The organism is Brevundimonas sp. (assembly GCF_052436175.1).
In the GTDB taxonomy this organism is placed as follows: domain Bacteria; phylum Pseudomonadota; class Alphaproteobacteria; order Caulobacterales; family Caulobacteraceae; genus Brevundimonas.
Map to the genome: position 1 here is coordinate 23,522 of NZ_JBQVNM010000015.1, position 19,558 is coordinate 43,079.

The 19,558-nt window shown below is 67.9% G+C and carries 22 protein-coding genes; 13 read left to right on the plus strand and 9 right to left on the minus strand.

Going from position 1 to position 19,558, the window contains the following annotated elements; genetic code table 11:
* Positions 1-305 precede the first annotated feature (305 nt).
* The 3 genes from ACT6QK_RS05650 (at position 306) to lpxC (ending at position 5,278) form a co-directional block, all read left to right on the plus strand.
* Positions 306-2,321 (plus strand): alpha/beta hydrolase family protein, encoded by a 2,016-nt coding sequence (locus tag ACT6QK_RS05650; RefSeq protein WP_444596838.1) that lies wholly within the window; start codon positions 306-308, stop codon positions 2,319-2,321.
* 247 nt (positions 2,322-2,568) lie between these two features.
* A complete protein-coding gene (gene ftsZ / locus ACT6QK_RS05655) occupies positions 2,569-4,194 on the plus strand; it encodes a cell division protein FtsZ (RefSeq protein WP_444596839.1) in 1,626 nt (541 codons plus the stop codon).
* 166 nt (positions 4,195-4,360) lie between these two features.
* Positions 4,361-5,278, plus strand: coding sequence for a UDP-3-O-acyl-N-acetylglucosamine deacetylase (lpxC, locus tag ACT6QK_RS05660; RefSeq protein ID WP_444596840.1), 918 nt, complete (start codon positions 4,361-4,363; stop codon positions 5,276-5,278).
* Here the strand turns inward: lpxC and ACT6QK_RS05665 are convergent, their stop codons facing one another.
* From ACT6QK_RS05665 to lgt, 5 genes are all read right to left on the minus strand, one after another.
* Positions 5,279-5,791: an SgcJ/EcaC family oxidoreductase gene (locus ACT6QK_RS05665; RefSeq protein ID WP_444596841.1), complete on the minus strand. Its 513-nt coding sequence runs from the start codon at positions 5,789-5,791 to the stop codon at positions 5,279-5,281.
* A gap of 70 nt (positions 5,792-5,861) precedes the next feature.
* Positions 5,862-6,650: a helix-turn-helix domain-containing protein gene (locus ACT6QK_RS05670; protein ID WP_444596842.1), complete on the minus strand. Its 789-nt coding sequence runs from the start codon at positions 6,648-6,650 to the stop codon at positions 5,862-5,864.
* Between the two features lie 42 nt (positions 6,651-6,692).
* Positions 6,693-7,469 carry a peptidoglycan editing factor PgeF gene (pgeF, locus tag ACT6QK_RS05675; RefSeq protein WP_444596843.1) on the minus strand — a complete coding sequence of 259 codons (777 nt, stop codon included), beginning with the start codon at positions 7,467-7,469 and terminating at the stop codon, positions 6,693-6,695.
* On the minus strand, positions 7,466-8,566 hold the full coding sequence (locus tag ACT6QK_RS05680) for a class I SAM-dependent methyltransferase (RefSeq protein WP_444596844.1): 1,101 nt from the start codon (positions 8,564-8,566) through the stop codon (positions 7,466-7,468). The genes pgeF and ACT6QK_RS05680 overlap by 4 nt, the downstream gene beginning before the upstream one ends.
* A 6-nt stretch (positions 8,567-8,572) precedes the next feature.
* Positions 8,573-9,475: a prolipoprotein diacylglyceryl transferase gene (gene lgt / locus ACT6QK_RS05685; RefSeq protein WP_444596845.1), complete on the minus strand. Its 903-nt coding sequence runs from the start codon at positions 9,473-9,475 to the stop codon at positions 8,573-8,575.
* 203 nt (positions 9,476-9,678) lie between these two features.
* Here lgt and ACT6QK_RS05690 point away from each other — a divergent pair, with 203 nt between their 5' ends.
* From ACT6QK_RS05690 to proC, 4 genes are all read left to right on the plus strand, one after another.
* Positions 9,679-9,966, plus strand: coding sequence for an accessory factor UbiK family protein (locus tag ACT6QK_RS05690; protein WP_444596846.1), 288 nt, complete (start codon positions 9,679-9,681; stop codon positions 9,964-9,966).
* Positions 9,967-10,061: 95 nt separating this feature from the next.
* Positions 10,062-10,565, plus strand: coding sequence for a YbjN domain-containing protein (locus tag ACT6QK_RS05695; protein ID WP_444596847.1), 504 nt, complete (start codon positions 10,062-10,064; stop codon positions 10,563-10,565).
* A gap of 155 nt (positions 10,566-10,720) precedes the next feature.
* Complete coding sequence (locus tag ACT6QK_RS05700) at positions 10,721-11,128, plus strand: hypothetical protein (RefSeq protein WP_444596848.1); 408 nt, start codon at positions 10,721-10,723, stop codon at positions 11,126-11,128.
* Between the two features lie 68 nt (positions 11,129-11,196).
* Complete coding sequence (gene proC / locus ACT6QK_RS05705; protein WP_444596849.1) at positions 11,197-12,006, plus strand: pyrroline-5-carboxylate reductase; 810 nt, start codon at positions 11,197-11,199, stop codon at positions 12,004-12,006.
* Here the strand turns inward: proC and ACT6QK_RS05710 are convergent.
* The 3 genes from ACT6QK_RS05710 to ACT6QK_RS05720 form a co-directional block, all read right to left on the minus strand.
* Entirely contained in the window at positions 12,003-12,524 is a 522-nt protein-coding gene (locus tag ACT6QK_RS05710; RefSeq protein WP_444596850.1) for a hypothetical protein, read from the minus strand. The two genes, proC and ACT6QK_RS05710, sit on opposite strands and share 4 nt — an antisense overlap.
* Before the next feature lie 96 nt (positions 12,525-12,620).
* Entirely contained in the window at positions 12,621-13,964 is a 1,344-nt protein-coding gene (locus tag ACT6QK_RS05715) for an ATP-binding protein (protein WP_444596851.1), read from the minus strand.
* A 26-nt stretch (positions 13,965-13,990) separates the two neighbouring features.
* Entirely contained in the window at positions 13,991-14,722 is a 732-nt protein-coding gene (locus tag ACT6QK_RS05720; RefSeq protein ID WP_444596852.1) for a response regulator, read from the minus strand.
* Positions 14,723-14,951: 229 nt separating this feature from the next.
* On the opposite strand from ACT6QK_RS05720, the gene ACT6QK_RS05725 reads away from it, so the two are divergent.
* From ACT6QK_RS05725 to ACT6QK_RS05740, 4 genes are read left to right on the plus strand one after another with little or no spacing between them, the layout of a single operon-like run.
* Entirely contained in the window at positions 14,952-16,223 is a 1,272-nt protein-coding gene (locus ACT6QK_RS05725; protein WP_444596853.1) for a NupC/NupG family nucleoside CNT transporter, read from the plus strand.
* Positions 16,224-16,248: 25 nt separating this feature from the next.
* Positions 16,249-16,869 (plus strand): glutathione S-transferase family protein, encoded by a 621-nt coding sequence (locus ACT6QK_RS05730; protein ID WP_444596854.1) that lies wholly within the window; start codon positions 16,249-16,251, stop codon positions 16,867-16,869.
* Between the two features lie 35 nt (positions 16,870-16,904).
* Positions 16,905-17,198, plus strand: a complete 294-nt coding sequence (locus ACT6QK_RS05735) for a type II toxin-antitoxin system Phd/YefM family antitoxin (protein WP_444596855.1) — start codon at positions 16,905-16,907, stop codon at positions 17,196-17,198.
* Entirely contained in the window at positions 17,195-17,572 is a 378-nt protein-coding gene (locus tag ACT6QK_RS05740; protein WP_444596856.1) for a type II toxin-antitoxin system VapC family toxin, read from the plus strand. Before ACT6QK_RS05735 ends, ACT6QK_RS05740 begins: the two co-directional genes overlap by 4 nt.
* On the opposite strand, the gene ACT6QK_RS05745 is transcribed toward ACT6QK_RS05740, so the two are convergent.
* Positions 17,573-18,007, minus strand: a complete 435-nt coding sequence (locus tag ACT6QK_RS05745; RefSeq protein WP_444596857.1) for a PaaI family thioesterase — start codon at positions 18,005-18,007, stop codon at positions 17,573-17,575. It lies immediately after the preceding gene.
* 61 nt (positions 18,008-18,068) lie between these two features.
* Between ACT6QK_RS05745 and ACT6QK_RS05750 the strand changes: the two genes are divergently transcribed.
* Positions 18,069-18,380 (plus strand): DUF3253 domain-containing protein, encoded by a 312-nt coding sequence (locus ACT6QK_RS05750; protein ID WP_444596858.1) that lies wholly within the window; start codon positions 18,069-18,071, stop codon positions 18,378-18,380.
* 57 nt (positions 18,381-18,437) lie between these two features.
* On the plus strand, positions 18,438-19,487 hold the full coding sequence (locus ACT6QK_RS05755; protein WP_444596859.1) for an alpha/beta fold hydrolase: 1,050 nt from the start codon (positions 18,438-18,440) through the stop codon (positions 19,485-19,487).
* Positions 19,488-19,558: the final 71 nt, after the last annotated feature.

Here is a 19,558-nt window from a genome sequence, read left to right on the forward strand (position 1 = left end):
CCCCTGCAGTTACAAAAATATGACGATGTCCAGCGACGCTGGAGGTCGCTTACCCGGGCCGGACCATAACGATTGAGGCAAGACAACCAACCCAGTGAAGGCCGTTTCGCGCATTTAGGTCATATTTGTAGCAATGTTGTCACGCTCCCGGCCATGGCGAGGCTCCGTCAAAGCTGTGCGCGGAATTGGGGAGTTGTCGGCGCGCGGTTAGAATGCGAGTTTCTGCGCTCGCTATCGGCATGTACGGGCTTTGGGTGACAAAAATGCGTTATTTATCAAAGATTTTGCTGGGATTGGCGCCGCTCGTGGCCGCGGCAGGCATGTCGGGCGCCGCCCTGGCGCAGCCGGCCGCTTCGACGGCCGCGACCCCGCCTCCGGCCTCGGCTTTCGCTCGCAGGCCCGCGATCGCTTCCGTCGATCTGTCTTCGGACGGGCGCCATATCGCCGCAGTTGTGTCGCCGGACGGCAAGCGGCGTCTGCTGTCGATCTGGGATGTCAGCAATCTGACGGCGGCGCCCTATATCGTCGCCTCTGATCCCCGGTCCGAAATCATCTCGGTCAGCTTCATCAAGAACGACCGACTGTTCGTCACCACGCAGCAACTGACGGACTTCGCCATCAGCGGCGCTCAGGAGCGGTCCTACGCCTACCGCACCCAGATCCTCGACCTGCGCGGCAATCCGGTGCGCACCGGCATGCGCTTTGACGGTCTGAGCGAGGCGCAGCAGGAACTGATCGGTGTGGGCAGCCTCGTCAGCGACCTGCCGCAGGATCCGCAGAGCATCCTGGTTCGCGATCCGATGCGCGGCGACATTTACAAGGTAAACCTGTCGAACGGCCGTACGGAGCGTCGCGAGCGCGGCTCGGATCGGTTCAGCGGCCAGCAGGCCGATCTGAACGGCGAGATTCGCGCCCAGACGGAGTTCGATTTCGACGCGGGCGCCGCCTATATCGCCCAGTGGCTCAAGGATCCGGCCACCGGCCAGTGGGCCGAGCACTTCCGCTGGTATGCGCGTGATCGCGTGCCGATCGCCGTGGCCGGCTTCTCGAACGATCCCAACATCATCTTCGTGCGCACCACGACCGGGCGCGACCACTCGGCCATCTACGAATATAATATCGCCGAACGGAAGATGGGCGAGGTGGCCTTCGCCCACCCGATCTTCGACGCCGGCGGCGTGGTCCGCTCGACCTCGCCCCAGGATTTCGGCGAGGTTCTGGGCTTCACCTACCAGGGCGAGCGCGGACGCACCTATTGGGCCGATCCCAATATGGAGGCGGCCTACAGCCAGATCCGCACCGCTCTCGGCATCACCACGACGCCCGTCCAGTGGACGCAGATCGCCGACGGCACGCGCACGCGCTTCCAGGTCGGGGACGGCGCGGACATTTCGATCAACTCGATCTCGAACGATCGCAAGGTCTTCCTGGTCGAGAAATCAGGGCCTCGGCTGCCGCCGGAGTACTATCTCGTCAAGGACGGCCGGGCCCAACTGCTGGGGCGCGCCTATCCCGAGCTACGCAACGCCCCGCTCGGCGAAACCACCCTCATCCAGTATGAGGCGCGCGACGGTCTGATGATCCCGGCCCTCCTGACCCGCCCCGACGAGTCCGTCTATGGCCCCGGGCCCTATCCGACCATCATCACGCCGCACGGCGGACCCTGGTCGCGCGACGAACTGGACTGGGACGTCACGGGCTGGAGCCAGTACTTCGCATCCAAGGGCTATGCCGTGCTGCAGCCCCAGTTCCGCGGTTCCAACGGCTGGGGCCAGCGCCTCTGGCGCGCCGGTGACGGCGAGTGGGGCCGCAAGATGCAGGACGACAACGACGATGGCGTCAACTATCTGATCGCCCAGCGCATTGCGGCACCCGGACGCGTCGCGATGCACGGCTATTCCTATGGCGGCTACGCCTCCATGATGGCCGGCGTGCGCCCGAACGGTCTCTACAAGTGCACGGCGGCCGGTGCGGGGCCCGCGACGATCGCCCTGTTCAAGAAGGGCACCTACAACAACCGTTACCTGCGCGAGTTCCAGCATCCGACGGCCAACGGCGAAGACCCGCTGGTCCGCGTCAACGAGGTGTCGATCCCGGTCTTCCTCTACACGGGCGATCGCGACACGCGCGTTATTCCGGCTGAATCGCGCGCCTTCGCCTCGGCGCTCGAACGCGCCGGCAAGCCGGTCAAGCTGGCCATCTTGCCGGACATGGAGCACACGCTGAACACCTGGACGCCCCAGAACTTCGAGGCGATCCTGACCGGCGTGGAAAGCTTCTTCACCGAGAACTGCGGGCCGGGCGGCCAAGGCTCGCTCTGATCGCCGCCTGAGCCAACCGGCTTCAGCGCCCCGGACGCCCGTCGTCCGGGGCGCTGTCTTTTCAGTCTTTCCCCCGCAGATCGCGGCAAAGGTTAAGAATTGTTCTTGGCGCGCCGCCGACTCGCCCTATCCGGTAACCACTCCTTAACGCTGAGCGCCGAATCTTAAGGTGCTCGTAACCAGAATGACTGCGGGGGCGCGTCGGAACTGGAGCGAACAGGGCAGGGTCGGAAGGTCGGAACGAAAAATGTCTCTTTCTCTGGTGCGGCCGCAGGCCACGGAACTGAAGCCCCGGATCGTCGTCTTCGGCGTGGGCGGCGCGGGCGGAAACGCCGTCAACAACATGATCGACGCCGGTCTTGAGGGCGTCGAGTTCGTCGTCGCCAACACCGACGCGCAACACCTCAGCTTCGCCAAGACCGATCGCCGCATTCAACTCGGCGAGACGATCACGCAAGGCCTGGGCGCGGGCGCCCACCCCGAGGTCGGCATGAACGCCGCCGAGGAATCGGCCGAGGAGATCAACGCGCACCTCGAGGGCGCGCACATGGTCTTCATCACCGCCGGCATGGGCGGCGGCACCGGCACCGGCGCCGCGCCGATCATCGCCAAATGTGCGCGCGACCGCGGCATCCTGACCGTCGGCGTGGTCACCAAGCCCTTCACCTTCGAAGGCCGTCACCGCATGCGCCTGGCGGACAGCGGCATCGCCGAGCTGCAGCGCTACGTCGACACCCTGATCGTCATCCCGAACCAGAACCTGTTCCGCGTCGCCAATGAGCGGACCACCTTCGCCGACGCCTTCGGCATGGCCGACCAGGTGCTGCACTCGGGCGTGCGTTCGATCACCGACCTGATGATCCTGCCGGGCCTGATCAACCTCGACTTCGCCGACGTTCGCGCGGTGATGTCCGAGATGGGCAAGGCGATGATGGGCACGGGCGAGGCCTCGGGCGACGACCGCGCCCTGCTGGCCGCCCAGAACGCCATCGCCAACCCCCTGCTGGACGAGACCTCGCTGAAGGGCGCCAAGGCCGTACTGGTCAACATCACCGGCGGTCTGGACATGACCCTGCTGGAAGTGGACGAGGCCGCCAACGCCATCTCGGCCGAGGTGGACGGGGACGCCAACATCAACTTCGGCGCCGCCTTCGACCCGGCCCTGGACGGCAAGATCCGCGTCTCGGTCGTCGCGACCGGCATGGACGAGGGCGTGGGCCAGAAGATCGAGCCGGCCGCGACCGGCGGTTTCCATGACACGCGCCGCCCGGCGACGCCGACCTATGCGCCCGCCCGTCCGGAACCGCGCGTCGAAACGCGGATCGAGACCCCGCGTCCCGATGCCTATCGCGCCGAGACGGTCCGTCCCGAGCCTGTCCGCGCCGAGACCGTTCGCCCCGAGCCGATGCGCACCGAGCCTGCGCGCCAGCCCGCCGCCCGGATTGAGACCCCCGCGCCTCAGCCGGTCGCGGCCCCGCAACCGACCTATTCTGCGGCTGCCGAGCCCGTCATCCACGTCGCCGAGGAACGGGTCCGCGAGCCCATCGTCGATCCCTGGGTCGAGGAGTTCGAGCAGGCGGATCGCCGGCCGGCCGCCCGGGCGTCTCAGGATCAGGATGACCTCTATTTCGACCGCGAGACCTCGGCCCCCGTCGAGCCGGCCCATGACGACCGCGACCATCGCCGCAGCGGATGGAGCCTGTTCGGCAAGAAGCCGCGCGCCAGCTCCAACTATCACGCCCCGGCCGTCGAGGCTCCGCCGGCCCGTTCGGCGCCCCAGATGCGGTCCACCTCCAGCGCCCAGCCCATCGAGGCGCCGGGCGGGGAGGACGAACTTGAAATCCCCTCCTTTCTTCGCCGACTCGCGAACTAAGAGGGACAAGACCTGATCTCGAAGCGCCCCGGTTCGCCGGGGCGTTTTTCGTTGCGGGCTGGAGCGCGCGGATCGTGCGGCGAGCGAAACAATCCGAAACCCGAGTTTCGTTTTAACCTTGAGCAGGGCCCACTAGATTGCGGGTGTCGGCTACTCCCCCTTGTCGATGAACCGGATCCTGTCCTTGTCCCCACGTCACGATCATCACGAGCAGACGATCGTCGCCCCGGCGATCTGCGCCGGCGTGGGCGTGCACACGGGTCAGAGGGTGCGCCTTGCGATCCGCCCGGCGCCGGCGGGCACGGGCATCGTCTTCGTGCGCACGGACATCTCCGACCGCGACAACCGCATCAAGGTCTCGGGCGAAGCCGTCGTCGACGCCCGGCTGAACACCATGATCGAGAATACGGCGGGCGTGCGCCTGTCGACGATCGAGCATCTGATGGCGGCCTTCTGTGCGCTCGGCGTTTCGAACGCCATCGTCGAGGTGGACGGGCCGGAGCTGCCGATCCTGGACGGTTCGGCCCTGCCGTTTGTTCAGTTGCTGGACCGCGCCGGCTTCCGCCGCCAATCCAACCCGGTCCAGTATATCGAGATCCTGGAGCCGATCCGCGTCACGGACGGAGACAAGCACGCGGCCCTGCTGCCTTGCGACCGCTACGAGATGCGGTTCGAGATCGATTTCGACGCCGCCGTCATCGGCAATCAGGTCGTGGACTTCGTCGTTGACGAGCCGACCTTCCGCAACGAGATCATGGCCGCCCGCACCTTCGGCTTCGCCCATGAGGTCCAGGCCCTGCGTCAGGCCGGACTGGCGCGGGGCGGCAGCCTGGAGAACGCCGTCGTCATCGACGAGGGCCAGATCCTGAACCCCGGCGGCCTGCGCATGGAGCGCGAGTTCGTGCGTCACAAGGCCCTGGACGCCATCGGCGACCTCTACGTCCTCGGCGCGCCCCTGCTGGGCCGCTACGAGGGCTACAAGGCCGGTCACGCCGTCAACAACCTGCTGGTCCGCGCCCTGCTGGCCAACCCGCAGGCCTGGCGCACGGTGACCCGCGTGCCGGAGCTGGCCGAGGTCGCCTGATCAGTCCGCGCCGCCCCTGATCGGGTCGTTGGCGGCAGCCCTTTCGTCGATCTGCACATTGGCCCCATGCACCAGACGCAGGCCTTGCGGCGTCCGCTCGAACACAAGGGTCATCCGGTCAAGGGATGGCGGCACGACCTGACCCCCGGGCGTGGTGAAGCTGCCCACCGACCAGCGGATCACCGCCACAAGACCCTGGTCGCCGAACCGGCGAACGCTCTCGATGTCCTCCAGGGTGATCGGCGTGTTGCGGAACATCGTGGTCAGGTAGGCGTCATGCGCCGCGACGACCTCGGCTCGGCCGCGCCAGTGCATGCCGACAATGTTCACCCATTCGAGATCATCGGAGGACGCGGCGTACATGCGCCCGCCGTCCTTTGCAGCCCATGCCGCCTGATACTCCGTGGCGAAGGCTCGCACATCGGCGAGGTCGGCTGAGTCCTGCGCGAGAGCGGGGGCGGAGATCATGAAGAAGGCTCCTGTGGCGAGGACGGCGAGGATGTTGCGGGCCATGCGGGTCTCTCCGGTTCACGGACCTCCGCTATGGCGACCGGCGCCGCCCCGGGATTGGAAAAATCGGACATCAGGCCATGACCGGGTCCCAGGCCCCCGGCGCGACGCCCGTAAACTCATGGGCGTCGCGCAACAGGTGCGCCTGATCGAAATAACCGAACTGCTGCGCAAGCTGGGTCCAGGTCTCGGTCGGGTTCCTCATTCGGGCGTCCATGAGGGCGTCAAAACGCACGGTGCGGGCATAGAGCTTCGGAGCCAGGCCCACCTGCTCGACGAACCGCCGCTGCAACTGGCGCGTCGACAGGTCCGCGCGCCGGGCCAGTTCGGGCACGGGCGCGGAGGCGCCGCCGCGACGGATGACGCGCGCCAGCCGCGATGCGGCGTCTTCAGGCGCCGTCGAGGCCAGCCGACGCGCGAACCAGGCTTCGCAGCGGCGGACGCGCGTCTCGAAGTCCGTTCCGGACCGGATCACCTCAACCAGATCCTCAACTGCCCGCAGTCCGAGATCGGCCACGGCCACCCCTGCATCGGCTACGGTGCTCATGTTGAGACCGAACAGCCTGTGGAAGCCGGCCGGCTGGAAGGCGACGTGGAAGGTGTGGACAGGCCCCGCCACGAGCAGACGCGTGCTGGGTCTGGATGAGACCCCGACCACGACGGCCTCCGGAGCCGGTGCAAACCCGCCCCCGTCGATGCTGAGGCGATAGGGGTCGTCGAAATAGACTTCGAGGAACTGGGCGGGACGGCCGGGGAGGGGGACGATGACGCCCGGGCCCTCGCTATGGCCCCGCCGTTCACGGAACCCGCGTACGACCGATCGGATGACGACCGATGCAGGATGGCTGCCTTGAACGATCATCGGTCCCGCGATGGTAGCTCCAGCGCCCGACGACGAGCGGACCTACCCTAGCATGATCGCGCTCATCAATCGTCCAAAGTCGGGTTCGCCGCGCTGGAAGGCGCGCCGGTTGGAAAAGAAGCGCGTTTCGTCGGCCCAGGTGTCGTCTCCGGTCCAGGCGGCCTCGCCGACGCCCGCCTGTTCCAGCCGCCAGAGGACGAAACCCGGCAGGTCGAAGAGCCGCTTGTCGGGCGTCGCGCCGGGCTCGAAGAACCGCTCGCTGCCCGGGTCGTGATGGGCGAACCGCTCCTGATAGTCGGCGCCGACCTCATAGCTCGCCTGGGCGATGCAGGGTCCGACGACCGCGACCGTGCGGCCGGGCCGGGCGCCCAGGGCCTCCATGGCCGAGACGGCGCTGTGAACCACCCCGCCCAGCGCGCCCTTCCATCCCGCGTGGACGGCGGCCACGACCCCGGCCTCGGCGTCGGCCAGAAGCACCGGCGCGCAGTCGGCGGTCAGGACGGCGCAGACCACGCCGGGGGTGGCGCTGGCGGTCGCGTCGCCCTCGGGCCGTTCGCCCTTCCACGGCCCGTCGGCGACGCGGGTGATGGCGGAATGAATCTGGTAACAGGCGGCCAGGTCGTCGGGCGTGCGGCCGAACCAGTCCGCGATCCGACGCCGGTTCTCGGCCACGGCGGCGGGGTCGTCGGCGGAGCCCAGTCCCGTGTTCAGACCCTCGAACAGGCCCGTCGAGACCCCGCCCTGGCGGGTGAAGAAGCCGTGGCGCACCCCGGCCTTGTCCAGCAGGGGATGGGTGATCGGCTGCAGCGTCTCGGTCATGTCTCGAATCCCGGGATCGACAGGCTGTGCGGCGAGAAGATCGCCGCCGCCTTGAACAGGGTCCCCATCTGGTCCGGGGCGATCAGGCGATCAAGTTGGCGCGCGATCACGGGCGCCGCATCCGGCCGTGCCGCGGCCAGCCGTTCCGCCCGCGCCTCGATGCCCAGAGCCCGCAGGAAGTCGCCCTGACCCCGACAGCCCGTCACGTCGGCGCCGGCCCGCACCGCCGCCTCGAGCGCCAGCGGGAAATCGGCCCATTGCGTCAGGTCGGCCTCGCCGGGCTCAGCTAGGGGATCGACCTTGGCATGCCTTTTCAGCGCCTGAAGGGTGTCCCCCGCTTCGGGCCGGTCGCGGCCGTAGTCGATCAGCAGGGCGGCCCCCGACGTTTCCGCGATCAGCCGGCCCAGATCTCGGCCGAATGCGGCCTGCTGTTCGGAAATTTCCCAGACCTGACCGGGTTCGACATCAATGTTGGGCCCAGCGAAGTCGCCGGTCGTCGCCACCAGTCCGAAGATCAGGTCGCCGTCGTCCGTTACCCCGATGCGACGCTCGGCCCAGAGGTTCGCGGAGGGAGCGCCCTCGGTGCGCACGAACTGGCGTGCCGGCATGCAGTCCAGCACCTCGTTGGCGATCAGTATGACAGGCGCGTCGGTCTCGATGCGGTCGAGTGACGCGGCCCAGCGGGGGGCTGGGTCCGCATTCGCCAGACGTTTCGCCTGCATCGCCCGCAGCGGGGCGCTGGGCTCGATAAGGATCAGGTCGCAGGCCTCCAGCAGTCCGGGGGCCAGCCGCGCGGCGCCCGCCATGGCGCGCAGGGCGTCCTCCATCAGGGTCCCGTCGCCCGGCCCGACCTCGACCAGCCGGAAACGCTCGGGCGCGCCCAGACGCATCCAGGTCTCGACGACCCACAGGCCCAGGAGTTCGCCGAACATCTGGCTGACCAAGGGCGCGGTGATGAAGTCGCCGCCTTCGCCGAGCGCCGGACGGGTGGCGTAGTAGCCGTCCTGAGGGTCATGCAGGCAGCGCACCACGTAGTCGGCGACCGTCATCGGCCCGGTCAGGGCGATCTCGCGCGCCAGCCTGGCTTTCAGGCTCATGCCGGATCAGGCCGTGGCGGGCGGACGGCTCCAGGCCCGCCAGATCAGCCAGGCGCCGATCAGGATCATCGGGGTGGACAGCATCATCCCCATGGTCAGGCCGAGCGGCAGGTGCTCGAACCCGGCGTCGGGCTGACGCACGGTCTCCAGCGCCGCCCGCGACAGGCCGTAGCCCAGCAGGAACAGGCCGGTGACATAGCCGGGCTTGGCCAGCAGGCGGAAGACCCAGATGGCGAGGGCGAGGATGACGAACAGCAACAGCCCCTCCAGCCCCGCCTCATAGAGCTGGCTGGGGTGGCGCACGCCGTCGCCGGGGCCGACGACGAGGCCGGTTTCGGTCATCAGGGCGCAGGTCTGGCCATAGATCTCGCGCGCATGGTTGTTGCAGAAGTTGACGCCCCACGGGACATCGGTCGTCCGGCCCCACAGCTCGCCGTTGATGAAGTTGGCCAGCCGGCCGAAGAACAGTCCGATCGGGGCGGTGGCCAGGGCCATGTCGCCGATGCTGAGCGTGTTCAGCTTCTTCGCCCGGGCGTAGAGGACGACGGCCAGGGTGGTGCCGATCATGCCGCCGTGGAAGGACATGCCGCCGGTCCAGAGCTGGAACAGTTCGAACCGTTCGCCGAGGCTGTCGCCGGTGAACAGCTGGGCGAACATCACCGGCTTGTAGAAGAGGGCGTAGCCGAACCGGCCGCCCAGAATGATGCCGAGCGTGATCCACATCACCAGATCGTCCAGTTGGACGCCGGTCAAGGGCGGCCTGCCCGGCGCCCAGAGCCGGGCGCGCTTGATCAACTGTCCCGCATACCACCAGCCCAGGACGATGCCCGCCACATAGGCCAGGGCGTACCAGCGGATGGGCAGGGGGCCGATGTGGAACCAGATCGGGTCGAACTCGGGAAAGGGCACGAGGGCAGGCTCCAGTCGGATCAGTCGCCCGTTTAGCAAGCGGCGCGGGCGTCGTCGCCCCCAACCTCGCATTCGCCCCGGCTCGATTTCGCCATGGACGGTCTATAAGTCGCATCGACGGAAAGGTTTCGTTCACCATATCGCGTAAACCTTCCTTAACGACGATCGCCCGCCCCGAGCCGGCGGCGTCCACGGAGACCTCCATGCAGACGCGCAACCCCATCCTCGACGAGTTCGCCAAGATCACGACCGGCGCCATGGGTCTGGCCCAGGCGGCCGGCGAGGAGGCCAAGGCCGCCTTTCGCGCCCAGACCGACCGCGTCGCTGCTGAGATGGACCTGGTCCGTCGCGACGAGTTCGACGCCCTGAAGGCCGAGATCGCCGCCCTGCGCGCCGAGATCGCGACCCTGAAGGCCGCTCCGGCCAAGGCGAAGAAGCCTGTCGCGGGAACGTCCACAGCCGGAACTCCCGCCCAGGACGCAGCCGGTTGAGCCGAATCTACGAACACGTCTACCGTCCGGATACGGCGGCTGAGTCGGACTTCCGGTCACGCGCGGCCGCAACTTTTGTAAGTGGGAACAACTGAATGGACGCCGTCAGGCCCGAAGAGGTCGATGTTCCCTTCGATCCGCTGGACGTGGTCGAACACGTTCTGAACGCGGAGAATCTGCCCTTCGACCGCACCGACGACGGCGACCTGGCCTTCGCCCTGGCCGGCGACTGGAAGGACTATGAGCTGTGGTTCGCCTGGCGGCCCGAGGGCGACTGCCTGCAGCTGTGCTGTGCCCTGGATCTGCGCGCCGCCAAGGGCCGTCGCAACGCCGCCTATGAGCTGGTGTCGATGGTCAACCAGCGCACCTGGATGGGCCATTTCGAGGTCTGGTCCGAGGACGGCGAGATCGTCTTCCGCCACTCCCTGGCCCTGCCGCACGGCGAACGCCCGACCCTGGCCCAGGCGGCGTCCATGATCGACGCGGCGGTCGAGACGGCGGATCGCTACTATCCGGCCTTCGACTTCATGATCCGCGGCGCGAAGAAGCCGCAGGAGGCCATCGACGCCTGCCTGTTCGAGACCGTCGGCACGGCCTGATCCGCCCGGGCTGACCCGCGCTTCTGGGGTTTCGACAGAGCCGCGGTCTGTCAAAAAAGCGATTCCGGCGCGTGGAATGTTCCTGTGCGGGCGATCGCTTGACGGCGCCGGAGCGGCGGCGCAAGAGGCCGCAGTCCCTGTTCAGAGAACCGTGCATGTTGTCGTCTCTCGTCGTTTCCGCCCTTCTCGTCGGCGGTCAGGTTTCGCCCCAGAGTTTTCCGGACGTCGTCTCCGAGGTGGGCGACGTGGTCGTGGTCGCCCAACGCCCGACGTGGCGGGTGACGGTGGTGGTCGAGGGCGCCACGGATGAGGCGACGATGGTCACAAGCGAACCGGACATCCGCTGCGGCGGCGATCAGTTCAAATGGGGAAACCTGGGTCGGCCGCGCCTGTGCTGGGCCCGCCGCGAGCGCGAGCGGACGGTGGTCCTGACCCCGACCAGCCCCGGCCAGGACTGGGCCGTGGACTGGACCGGCTGCACGACGGTGCGTCCCACGGGCGAGTGCGATGTCGAGCTTCACGGCGACGCCCTCGTCACGGCCCGCTTCCGCCGCGGCGGTTGAGCCGAACCGCATTGACCCCGTGGCGGGCGAGCAGCCAAGACTAGGTCCTGTCCGTCGAGGTCATGCCCATGCCGCCTGCCGTCTCTGATCCCGCCCGTCCGACCGTCCTCGTGGGCTGCGGCCGTCTCGGCTCGGCCATCGTCGAGGGGTGGCTGACGCATGGCCCGGTCGATCCCCGACGACTGTCGATCGTCACGCCCTCGGCCAAGCCCGTGACTGACCGCGCTGGACGCGCCGGAGCGACGATCAACCCTGACGCAGAGGTCCTCGTCGATGCCCGCGCGATCGTTCTGGCGGTCAAGCCGGCGAAATGGCGAGAGGCGGCGGCGGGTCTGGCCGGTCGATTGGCCGCCGACGCCGTGGTGATTTCGGTGATGGCCGGGGTGCGGGCGGCGGACATCCGATCTGTGCTTGATCGCCCGGTCGCCCGTCTGATGCCGACCACCGCCGTGGCGCAGGGGAGGGGCGTGGCCGCTCTGTGGTCGGACGACGCCGAGGCATCGGAGCTGGCGCTCGCGCTGTTCGCGCCGCTCGCCGATGTGGTCGAGTTGCCGACCGAGGATCAGATCGACATCGCCACCGCCGTGGCCGGCTCCGGTCCCGCCTATGTCCACGCCTTCACCCGCGCCATGGCCGAGGCGGGGGTCGAGGCGGGTCTGTCGCCGGACGACGCGGTCAGACTGGCGCGCGGCGCGGTGCGCTCGGCCGCGGCCGCGTCCCTCGACGAGGATCTTGAAGATCTGATCGCCCGCATCGCGTCTCCCGGCGGGACCACCCGCGCGGGGCTTCAGGCGGCGGAGGAGGCCGGGCTGGCCAGGGCCGCCCATGCCGCCGTCGTCGCGGCCCTCACACGGGCGAGGGAGCTTTCCGCGGGTTAGCGGCTGACCAGCCGGCCCCGGCGCAGGTTGGCGGCCAGACCGTCGAACGCGCGGTCGGCGTCCGTCCAGGTCGAATAGCCGAACACGTCCGCCAGGCTGGTCGAGTACCGCTCGTAGCGAACGGGCAGACGGTCTCCGTTCGCCGTGACGATCTCGCCCTCGATGGCGGCGCCGCCGATGGACTTGGAATCGAAGATCGACAGACCCGGACGGTCGATGGCCTGCTGCATGGTCGGACGATTGGGCTTCAGATCGGTCAGGATGAGGCTGACCTGGGCGCCGGCCCAACGATTCTCGCCTCCGGCGTCCCGCGCCAGTTCGCGCTGGATCACGTCGGCCAGGTCATCGACCTGTTGCTGCACGTCGCGTTCGCCCAGCTTGTCGATTTCCTTCAGAAGGTCCCCGCCGACCGTGACGGTCACCTGGGGCTTGGAGGCGGTGGGCTGGGCGGCCTGGACGGCGCCGGCCAGAAGCGTTGCGGCCGCTGCGGCCGTGATGAGAGCGGAGAGTTTACGCATGACGGGCTCCCGGGAAAAATCCGTTCGTACCGGATTGAACATGAACATGGGCTGACATCCGTCGCGGCGCCAGCCGGGGATCGCAAATCGTGATCGTCAGCCGGGCAGGCGGATCAGGGCCAGCAGGCCCCCGAGATCGCTGCGGCTCAGAGAGATGTCCCCACCATGGCCGCGCACCACGTCCCGCGCGATGGCCAGACCCAGACCCACGCCCTTGGAGTTCTGGTTCCTTGCGGGGTCGAGGCGGGAGAAGGGGGTGAAGGCCTCCTCGTGCATCTCCTCGGGAATGCCGGGGCCGTCGTCCTCAACCGCGATCTCCAGTCCGCCGCCGTCCAGCGGTCGGACGCTCAGACGGACGTGATCGCCGTGCGAGGCGGCGTTGCCGGCCAGATTGGTCAGGGCCCGCTTGAAGGCGATGGGACGCAAGGCCGCCGTCAGGTCGTCGGGAGCGCTGATCTCCACGTCCGCCCCCGCGCGCCGCGCGTCGTCTCCCGCCGCAGCCAGCAGATCGGCGATGCGGATCGTCTGGGGCGCTTCTCCGGCCTCGCCGCGCGCGAAGGCCAGATATTCGTCGATCATGTGCTCCATCTCGTCGAGGTCGCCCTGCATCGCCGACGCCCGCTTGAACGGCGGCGCCAGGGCCAGCTCCAGCCGCAGCCGCGTCAGGGGAGTGCGCAGGTCGTGGCTGACCGAGGCCAGCAAGGCCGTGCGCTGTTCGATATGCCGCTGGATCCGGTCGCGCATGGCCAGAAAGGCCGTGGCCGCCTGACGGACCTCGCGCGCGCCATGCGGCTTGAACCGGGGGGAGACCTCGCCCCGCCCGAAGGCCTCGGCCGCCTCGGCCAGCCGCTCGATCGCCCGCACCTGATTGCGGATGAACAGGATGGCCACCGACATCAGCAGCACCGTGGCCAGCATCAGCCACAACACGAAGATGTGGGCCTGGGTCGCCACGGCCCGTTCGCGCGGCGCGATGATGCGCAGCACCCCGTCCGCCTCCTGCACCTGGATATCGATGGCGGCCGGATAGCGGGTGGTGTCGAACCAGAAGGGCTGGTCCAGCCGCGACGCCAGGGCCTGTTCCAGTGTCCGGTCAACGATGCCCACGGGCCCGCGCCTCTGGTCCTTGGGCAGAGTCTCGCCGGCGTCCAGGGCGATCGACAGCTGCATCGACCGCTGGGCCCGGCCGGAGATGACAGCCAGGTTCTCGGGCGTGGGGTCGTCGCGATAGCTTTCGGACGCCCAGGCGATGTCGCCGGCCAGCCCCTCGGAAAGACGCGCCGTCACCCTCTGCCAGTGGGCGTCAAAGAAGGCCCAGGTCACCGCCCCCTGCATGATGAGCACCGGCAGGACGATGATGAGCAGCGACCGTCCCCACAGCGACGACGGCATCCGGCGCTTGATGAACCGGCCGAGGACAGGGAAGGGGACGAGACGCATCTAGGACCTGCCCGGGCGCGAACCCATCAGTCCGGCGCCAGCATGTAGCCGACGCCGCGCACGGTCTGAAGGTAGCGCGGGTTCTTAGGGTCGGCCTCCAGCTTGCGGCGCAGGCGGGTCACCTGGACGTCCACGGCGCGGCCGGTGATGTCGGCGGTGTCGGGCGACAGATCCATGCGCTCGACCGGCGCGTGGGCGTGCAGGGCCAGCGTCTTCAGCAGTTGGGCCTCCGCCTCGGTCAGGCGCTGGGGCTTGCCGTCGCGGGACAGCTCCAGCCGCTCCAGGTCGAAGGTCGCGTCGCCCAGGCGGATCTCGCGCGGCATGATCGGCTTGACCCCGGTCCGGCGCAGGATGGCGTCCACCCTCAGGGCCAGTTCCTTGGGGTCGAAGGGCTTGGCCATATAGTCGTCGGCGCCGCGCGACAGGCCTTCGATCCGGTCGGCCGCCTCACCCCGCGCGGTCAGCAAGAGGACGGGCGTTTTCGACAACTGGGCCTTGTTCCGGACCCAGGAGGTCAGCTCCAGCCCGCTCTCGCCGGGCATCATGATGTCGAGAATGACCAGATCGAACTCGATCAGCTCCATCAACCGCCGGGCCGCGGGCGCGTGGGCGGCGCCGGTCGTGCGATAGCCCTCGCGCGCCAGATATTCCTTCAGCAGTTCACGGATGCGGTCGTCGTCGTCGACGATCAGCAGGTGGCGTCCGACCCCGGCGCCGGCCACGGGACCCGATCGTCCTCCCCGAGAGTCTGTGCTCATAGTCGAATTCCGTGCGCCTTCAGGCGCTTTTCCTCAGCCGTGATGTCCACGATCACACCAAGCTATACGGCGAACCGCCCGAAATTCCAGCATTCCGCGTGACGACGGCGCCGCAGACGGGAAACAAGTTCGTGGTCGTCCGATGTCTCGCTTTCCTGCCTCTTGCAGCCGATGGCGGTTCGGCGTTCAACGGCTTGGGGATCCGGCGCGGCCGGGACGGGGAGATTCCATGTTCAGCCTGCTCAATCTGCAGAGCCTTTTCGGCCTTCTGGTCATCATCGCCATGGCCTGGGGCCTGTCGGAGAACCGGCGCGCCTTTCCCTGGCGGCTGGCGCTCGGGGCCGTCGGGGTGCAGGCCCTGCTGGTCCTGGTTCTGTTCGGCATTCCGGGTTCGCAGGTCGTGCTGGCGGCCATCACCGGCGCGGTGGACGGCATCGCCGTGGCCACCGCCAAGGGCACCCAGTTCGTCTTCGGCTATCTGGCCGGGGGAGACCAGCCCTATGCGGTGACGAACGCCGGCGGGCTGTTTACCTTCGCCTTCAACGTCCTGCCGCTCATTCTGGTCATTTCCGCCCTGTCGGCCCTGCTGTGGCACTGGAAGATCCTGAAGTGGATCACCCTGGGCTTCGGCTTCCTGTTCCAGAAGACCATGGGACTGGGCGGCGCCTCGGCCCTGGCGGTTGCGGCCAACATCTTCCTGGGCATGATCGAAAGCCCCATCGTCATCCGCGCCTATCTGGACAAGCTGACGCGGTCGGAGGTGTTTCTGATGATGGTGGTCGGTCTGGCCACCGTCGCCGGATCCACCATGGTCGCCTATGCGGCCATCCTGGCCCCGGTCCTGCCCAATGCGGCGGGCCATGTGCTGGTCGCCTCCATCGTCTCGGCGCCGGCGGGCGTCCTGCTGGCCCGCATCATGATCCCGGAAAAGCCGGGCGAGGGCGGGGCGGTCGCGGACTATGGCTCGGCGCTGAAGTACGACTCGGCCATCGACGCCATCGTCAAGGGCACGGCCGACGGCCTGATGGTGGTGATGAATATCTCGGCGGTGCTGATCGTCTTCGTGGCTCTGGTCGCCCTGGTCAATGTGATGATCGGCGGCATCGTCGTCCATGACGCCCCCCTGACGCTTGAACGCCTGCTGGGATGGCTGTTCATGCCGGTCGCCTGGCTGACCGGGGTGGAGTGGTCCGAGGCGGGCAAGGCGGGCTGGCTGCTGGGCGTGAAACTGACCCTGACCGAGTTCGTCGCCTTTATCGAACTGGGCAAGGTCCCGGCCGAGGCCATGAACGAGCGGACCCGGATGCTGATGACCTACGCCCTGTGCGGCTTCGCCAACATCGGCTCGGTCGGTATCACGGTTACGGGCCTGTCGGTCCTGATGCCGGAGCGGCGCGAGGAGGTTCTGGGCCTGATCTGGAAGGCCCTGTTCGCCGGTTTCGTGGCCACCCTGATGACCGCCGCCATTGTCGGCGCCATGCCGGCCGCCATATTCCGTTGAGCCGGATGAGCGGCAGGAGGAAACGATGAAGCTCTACACCTCTCACCGCGCGCCCAATCCCCGGCGCGTCCGCTGGGTCATGGCCGAGAAGGGCATCGAGGACGTCGATCTGATCGAGATCGACATCATGGCCGGGGAGCATCGCACCCCCGAATACCGCGCCAGGGTCGGCGTCTCCCACCTGCCGGCGCTGGAGCTGGACGACGGGACGGCGATTTCGGAATCCCTCGCCATCTGCCGCTATCTGGAGGCGCTGAACCCCGAGCCCAACCTGTTCGGTCGCGATGCACGCGAACAGGCCTTCGTCGAGATGTGGACCCGGCGCTGCGAATTCTATCTCGCCAATCCGATCATGTTCAGCGTCCGGCATTCGCACCCGGCCCTCGCGGCGCTGGAGGCGACCCAGCTGCCGCAGGTGGCGGAATACAATCGGCTCACGGCCGAGCGGTTCATGAAAACCCTTGACCGGCGCCTGGCCGACAATCCCTTCATCGCCGGGGACCGCTTCACCATCGCGGACATCGTTGCGGTGGTCGGGCTGGATTTCGCTCGACTGGTCAAATACCGGCCGCCGGAAGAGTTGACGCATCTGGCCCGTTGGCTCGCCGAAACCCGCGACCGCCCGGCGGCCAAGGCCGGCGTCTGATTGAAAAATCAGGTTAGCTAGGTTAGCTTACCTGCATGGCCGTGACCGCGAACATCCATGAGGCCAAGACCACGCTCTCGAAGTTGATCGAGCGCGCGCTCGCCGGCGAGGAGGTCATCATCGCCAAGGCCGGCAAGCCGCTGGTGCATCTGACGCCAGTGACGGAGGCGACCGATGCTCCGAAGCGGAGTCGTGGGATTCTCGGGGCGATGCGGGGCCGGATCTGGTTCGCGCCGGACTGGGACAGTCCCGACGTCAATGCGGAGATCGAACGTTCATTCTATGAGAGCGAGATATTTCCGGATCAGCGGGGCTTCGCCGAGGAGTGAAGCTTCTGCTCGACACCAATGCGGCGCTCTGGATGCTCGATAGACCGGAAAGGCTGTCGAAGGCCGCCGCAGTCGCGATTGATGATCCGGACAACGCCCTGATCGTCAGCAGCGTCTCCATCGCCGAGATCGCCATCAAGACCTCGGTCGGCAAGTTGCGGATCGACTATGATCTGATCGCGACCCTGGCCGAACTGGGATGTGAATTTCTCTCGCTCTCCGTCCGGCACGCCTGGAAAGTCGCCGAACTGCCCTTGATTCATCGGGATCCGTTCGATCGATTGATCGTGGCCCAGGCCCTCGTGGAGGGGCTGACATTGATCACGAGCAATCGAACTCTGCCCCTCTATGGCGTCGCGAACATCCAGACGTGATCACGCCCTCGGTGTGAACTTCCGGATCACGCCGGAGAAGGTCATCAGCATCTTCTCGCCGGTGGTGATCTGGCCGCGCACGAAGATCAGGCTGCCGCCCGCGCGCACCACCTCGCCCGTCGCCTCGACCAGATCCCCGACCACGGCGCCGTCGATGAAGGTGGAGTCCAGCTGCACCGTCACTCCGTTTCGACCCTCCATCTCCTGATAGGCGGTCTGGAACAGGGAGATGTCGGCGAAGGTCATCAGACAGCCGCCGTGCATCCGGTGGCCGGCGTTCATGTGCTTGGGCTCGGCGCGGAAGGCGCAGCGCATGCGGCCGTCGGGGTCCGGCCGGAAGTAGAAGGGCCCGACGGTCTGGTCGAAGGTGCCGTGCAGGTCATAGGTCTGCCAGCCGGCGAACTCGCCCTCTGTCACCGTGATCTTCGCAACCATCGTTCTTCCCTGTTCGCAGGTTGGGCTTCTTATCGCCTTCGCAATGCAGCATAATGGACGAATGAGCGACCCTATCGAAGCTGCCATCCTCGAAAAACTCTCCGCGATCGATCCGAAGGGAACGAACGGCAAGAGCATCGAGCCGTCCGAGGTCGCCAAGGCGCTTCAGCCCGAGCAATGGCAGCGCCTGCTGCCCAAGGTGCGCGGCGTCGCCCTGGGCATGATGCGTCAGGGTCGGCTGACCATCACCAAGAAGGGCAAGCCGGTCGATCCGAACGCCGTCAAGGGCGTGACGCGTCTGCGCTTCCCCACGCCGGAAGAGACCGCCGCCGCCCTGGCCGCCCTGCCGCCGGTCGCGGACGACGAAGACTGATCGCCCTGGACACCGAACGCCTTGCCTTCGCCATACTGACGGAGACAGGCTGAGATCATGCGCCCTTCCCTGCGTTCGATCCTCGCCGTTCTGGCTGCGGCTTCCAGCCTCGCCGCCTGCGCCACCCCCTATATCCAGCCCCCGCTGACGCCGGGCGCTGACTTCACCGGTCCGCGCATCATCGGCCCGGCGAGGGTGGCGACGCCCGGCGCCTTCGTTGTCAACGACGGCGGTCGGCTGCCCTATCTGCGCTGGAGCCCGGCGGGCGAGCCGAAGGTCGTCATCGTCGCCCTGCACGGGATGAACGACCACGACGCCTCCTTCCGGCTGGCCGGCCCCTGGTGGGCGGCGCACGGGATCGAGACCTGGGCCTATGACCAGCGCGGCTTTGGCCAGGCGCCGGGCAAGGGGGTCTGGGCCGGGACCGACCGGATGGTCCAGGATCTGCGCGACATCGTGGCCCTGGTCCGCGCGGCCCGGCCGGGCGCGACGATCGCCGTGGTGGGCGAGAGCATGGGCGGCTCCGTCGCCTCCGCCGCCTTCGCCTCCGACACGCCGCCGGACGCGGACCGCGTGATCCTGCTGGCCCCCGGCGTCTGGGGCTGGGGCAGTCAGAACCTGCTCAATCGCACCAGTCTGTGGATCACGGCGCGGACGTTCGGCGATGTGGCGGTCGAGCCGCCCGACTTCATCGCCCGCCATATTCTCGCGTCCGACAATCTGCTGGAGCTGGTCCGCAACGGTCGTGACCCCGACAGCCTGCTGTCCACACGCTTCGACGCCATCTACGGCCTCGTGGATCTGATGCAGACGGCGGCGGACGGGCTGGCCGATCCGAAACGTCCCACGCTTCTGATGTATGGCGGCAATGACCAGGTGGTCGAGAAGGGCCCCATGCGGCGGGCGCTGACGCGGGCCGGGTCGCCCGCCAATCTGCGCACGGCCTGGTATCCCGACGGCTGGCACCTGCTGAACCGGGGCCTGGGCGCGGAAGGGGTCTATCGGGACGTCGCCGCCTGGCTGACGGCCCCGGCCGACGCGCTTGGATCGACGCCCCTGCCGTCGGGCGCGGGGCCCATCCCGCCGCGCTTTCCTGACAATCCTTAACCGCCTTAACGGGGCGTTTACCACGCGGGCGGCACTTTCTGCCTAGCGGGCGCGTGTTGCCGCACGCTCTG

Excerpts from the sequence above, each read along its gene's own strand:
- ftsZ (WP_444596839.1), top strand. The coding sequence starts at position 2,569 with ATGTCTCTTTCTCTGGTGCGGCCGCAGGCCACGGAACTGAAGCCCCGG.
- lpxC (WP_444596840.1), top strand. The coding sequence starts at position 4,361 with ATGAACCGGATCCTGTCCTTGTCCCCACGTCACGATCATCACGAGCAG.
- ACT6QK_RS05665 (WP_444596841.1), bottom strand. The coding sequence starts at position 5,791 with ATGGCCCGCAACATCCTCGCCGTCCTCGCCACAGGAGCCTTCTTCATG.
- ACT6QK_RS05670 (WP_444596842.1), bottom strand. The coding sequence starts at position 6,650 with ATGATCGTTCAAGGCAGCCATCCTGCATCGGTCGTCATCCGATCGGTC.
- pgeF (WP_444596843.1), bottom strand. The coding sequence starts at position 7,469 with ATGACCGAGACGCTGCAGCCGATCACCCATCCCCTGCTGGACAAGGCC.
- ACT6QK_RS05680 (WP_444596844.1), bottom strand. The coding sequence starts at position 8,566 with ATGAGCCTGAAAGCCAGGCTGGCGCGCGAGATCGCCCTGACCGGGCCG.
- ACT6QK_RS05690 (WP_444596846.1), top strand. The coding sequence starts at position 9,679 with ATGCAGACGCGCAACCCCATCCTCGACGAGTTCGCCAAGATCACGACC.
- ACT6QK_RS05695 (WP_444596847.1), top strand. The coding sequence starts at position 10,062 with ATGGACGCCGTCAGGCCCGAAGAGGTCGATGTTCCCTTCGATCCGCTG.
- ACT6QK_RS05700 (WP_444596848.1), top strand. The coding sequence starts at position 10,721 with ATGTTGTCGTCTCTCGTCGTTTCCGCCCTTCTCGTCGGCGGTCAGGTT.
- proC (WP_444596849.1), top strand. The coding sequence starts at position 11,197 with ATGCCGCCTGCCGTCTCTGATCCCGCCCGTCCGACCGTCCTCGTGGGC.
- ACT6QK_RS05710 (WP_444596850.1), bottom strand. The coding sequence starts at position 12,524 with ATGCGTAAACTCTCCGCTCTCATCACGGCCGCAGCGGCCGCAACGCTT.
- ACT6QK_RS05715 (WP_444596851.1), bottom strand. The coding sequence starts at position 13,964 with ATGCGTCTCGTCCCCTTCCCTGTCCTCGGCCGGTTCATCAAGCGCCGG.
- ACT6QK_RS05720 (WP_444596852.1), bottom strand. The coding sequence starts at position 14,722 with ATGAGCACAGACTCTCGGGGAGGACGATCGGGTCCCGTGGCCGGCGCC.
- ACT6QK_RS05725 (WP_444596853.1), top strand. The coding sequence starts at position 14,952 with ATGTTCAGCCTGCTCAATCTGCAGAGCCTTTTCGGCCTTCTGGTCATC.
- ACT6QK_RS05730 (WP_444596854.1), top strand. The coding sequence starts at position 16,249 with ATGAAGCTCTACACCTCTCACCGCGCGCCCAATCCCCGGCGCGTCCGC.
- ACT6QK_RS05735 (WP_444596855.1), top strand. The coding sequence starts at position 16,905 with ATGGCCGTGACCGCGAACATCCATGAGGCCAAGACCACGCTCTCGAAG.
- ACT6QK_RS05745 (WP_444596857.1), bottom strand. The coding sequence starts at position 18,007 with ATGGTTGCGAAGATCACGGTGACAGAGGGCGAGTTCGCCGGCTGGCAG.
- ACT6QK_RS05750 (WP_444596858.1), top strand. The coding sequence starts at position 18,069 with ATGAGCGACCCTATCGAAGCTGCCATCCTCGAAAAACTCTCCGCGATC.
- ACT6QK_RS05755 (WP_444596859.1), top strand. The coding sequence starts at position 18,438 with ATGCGCCCTTCCCTGCGTTCGATCCTCGCCGTTCTGGCTGCGGCTTCC.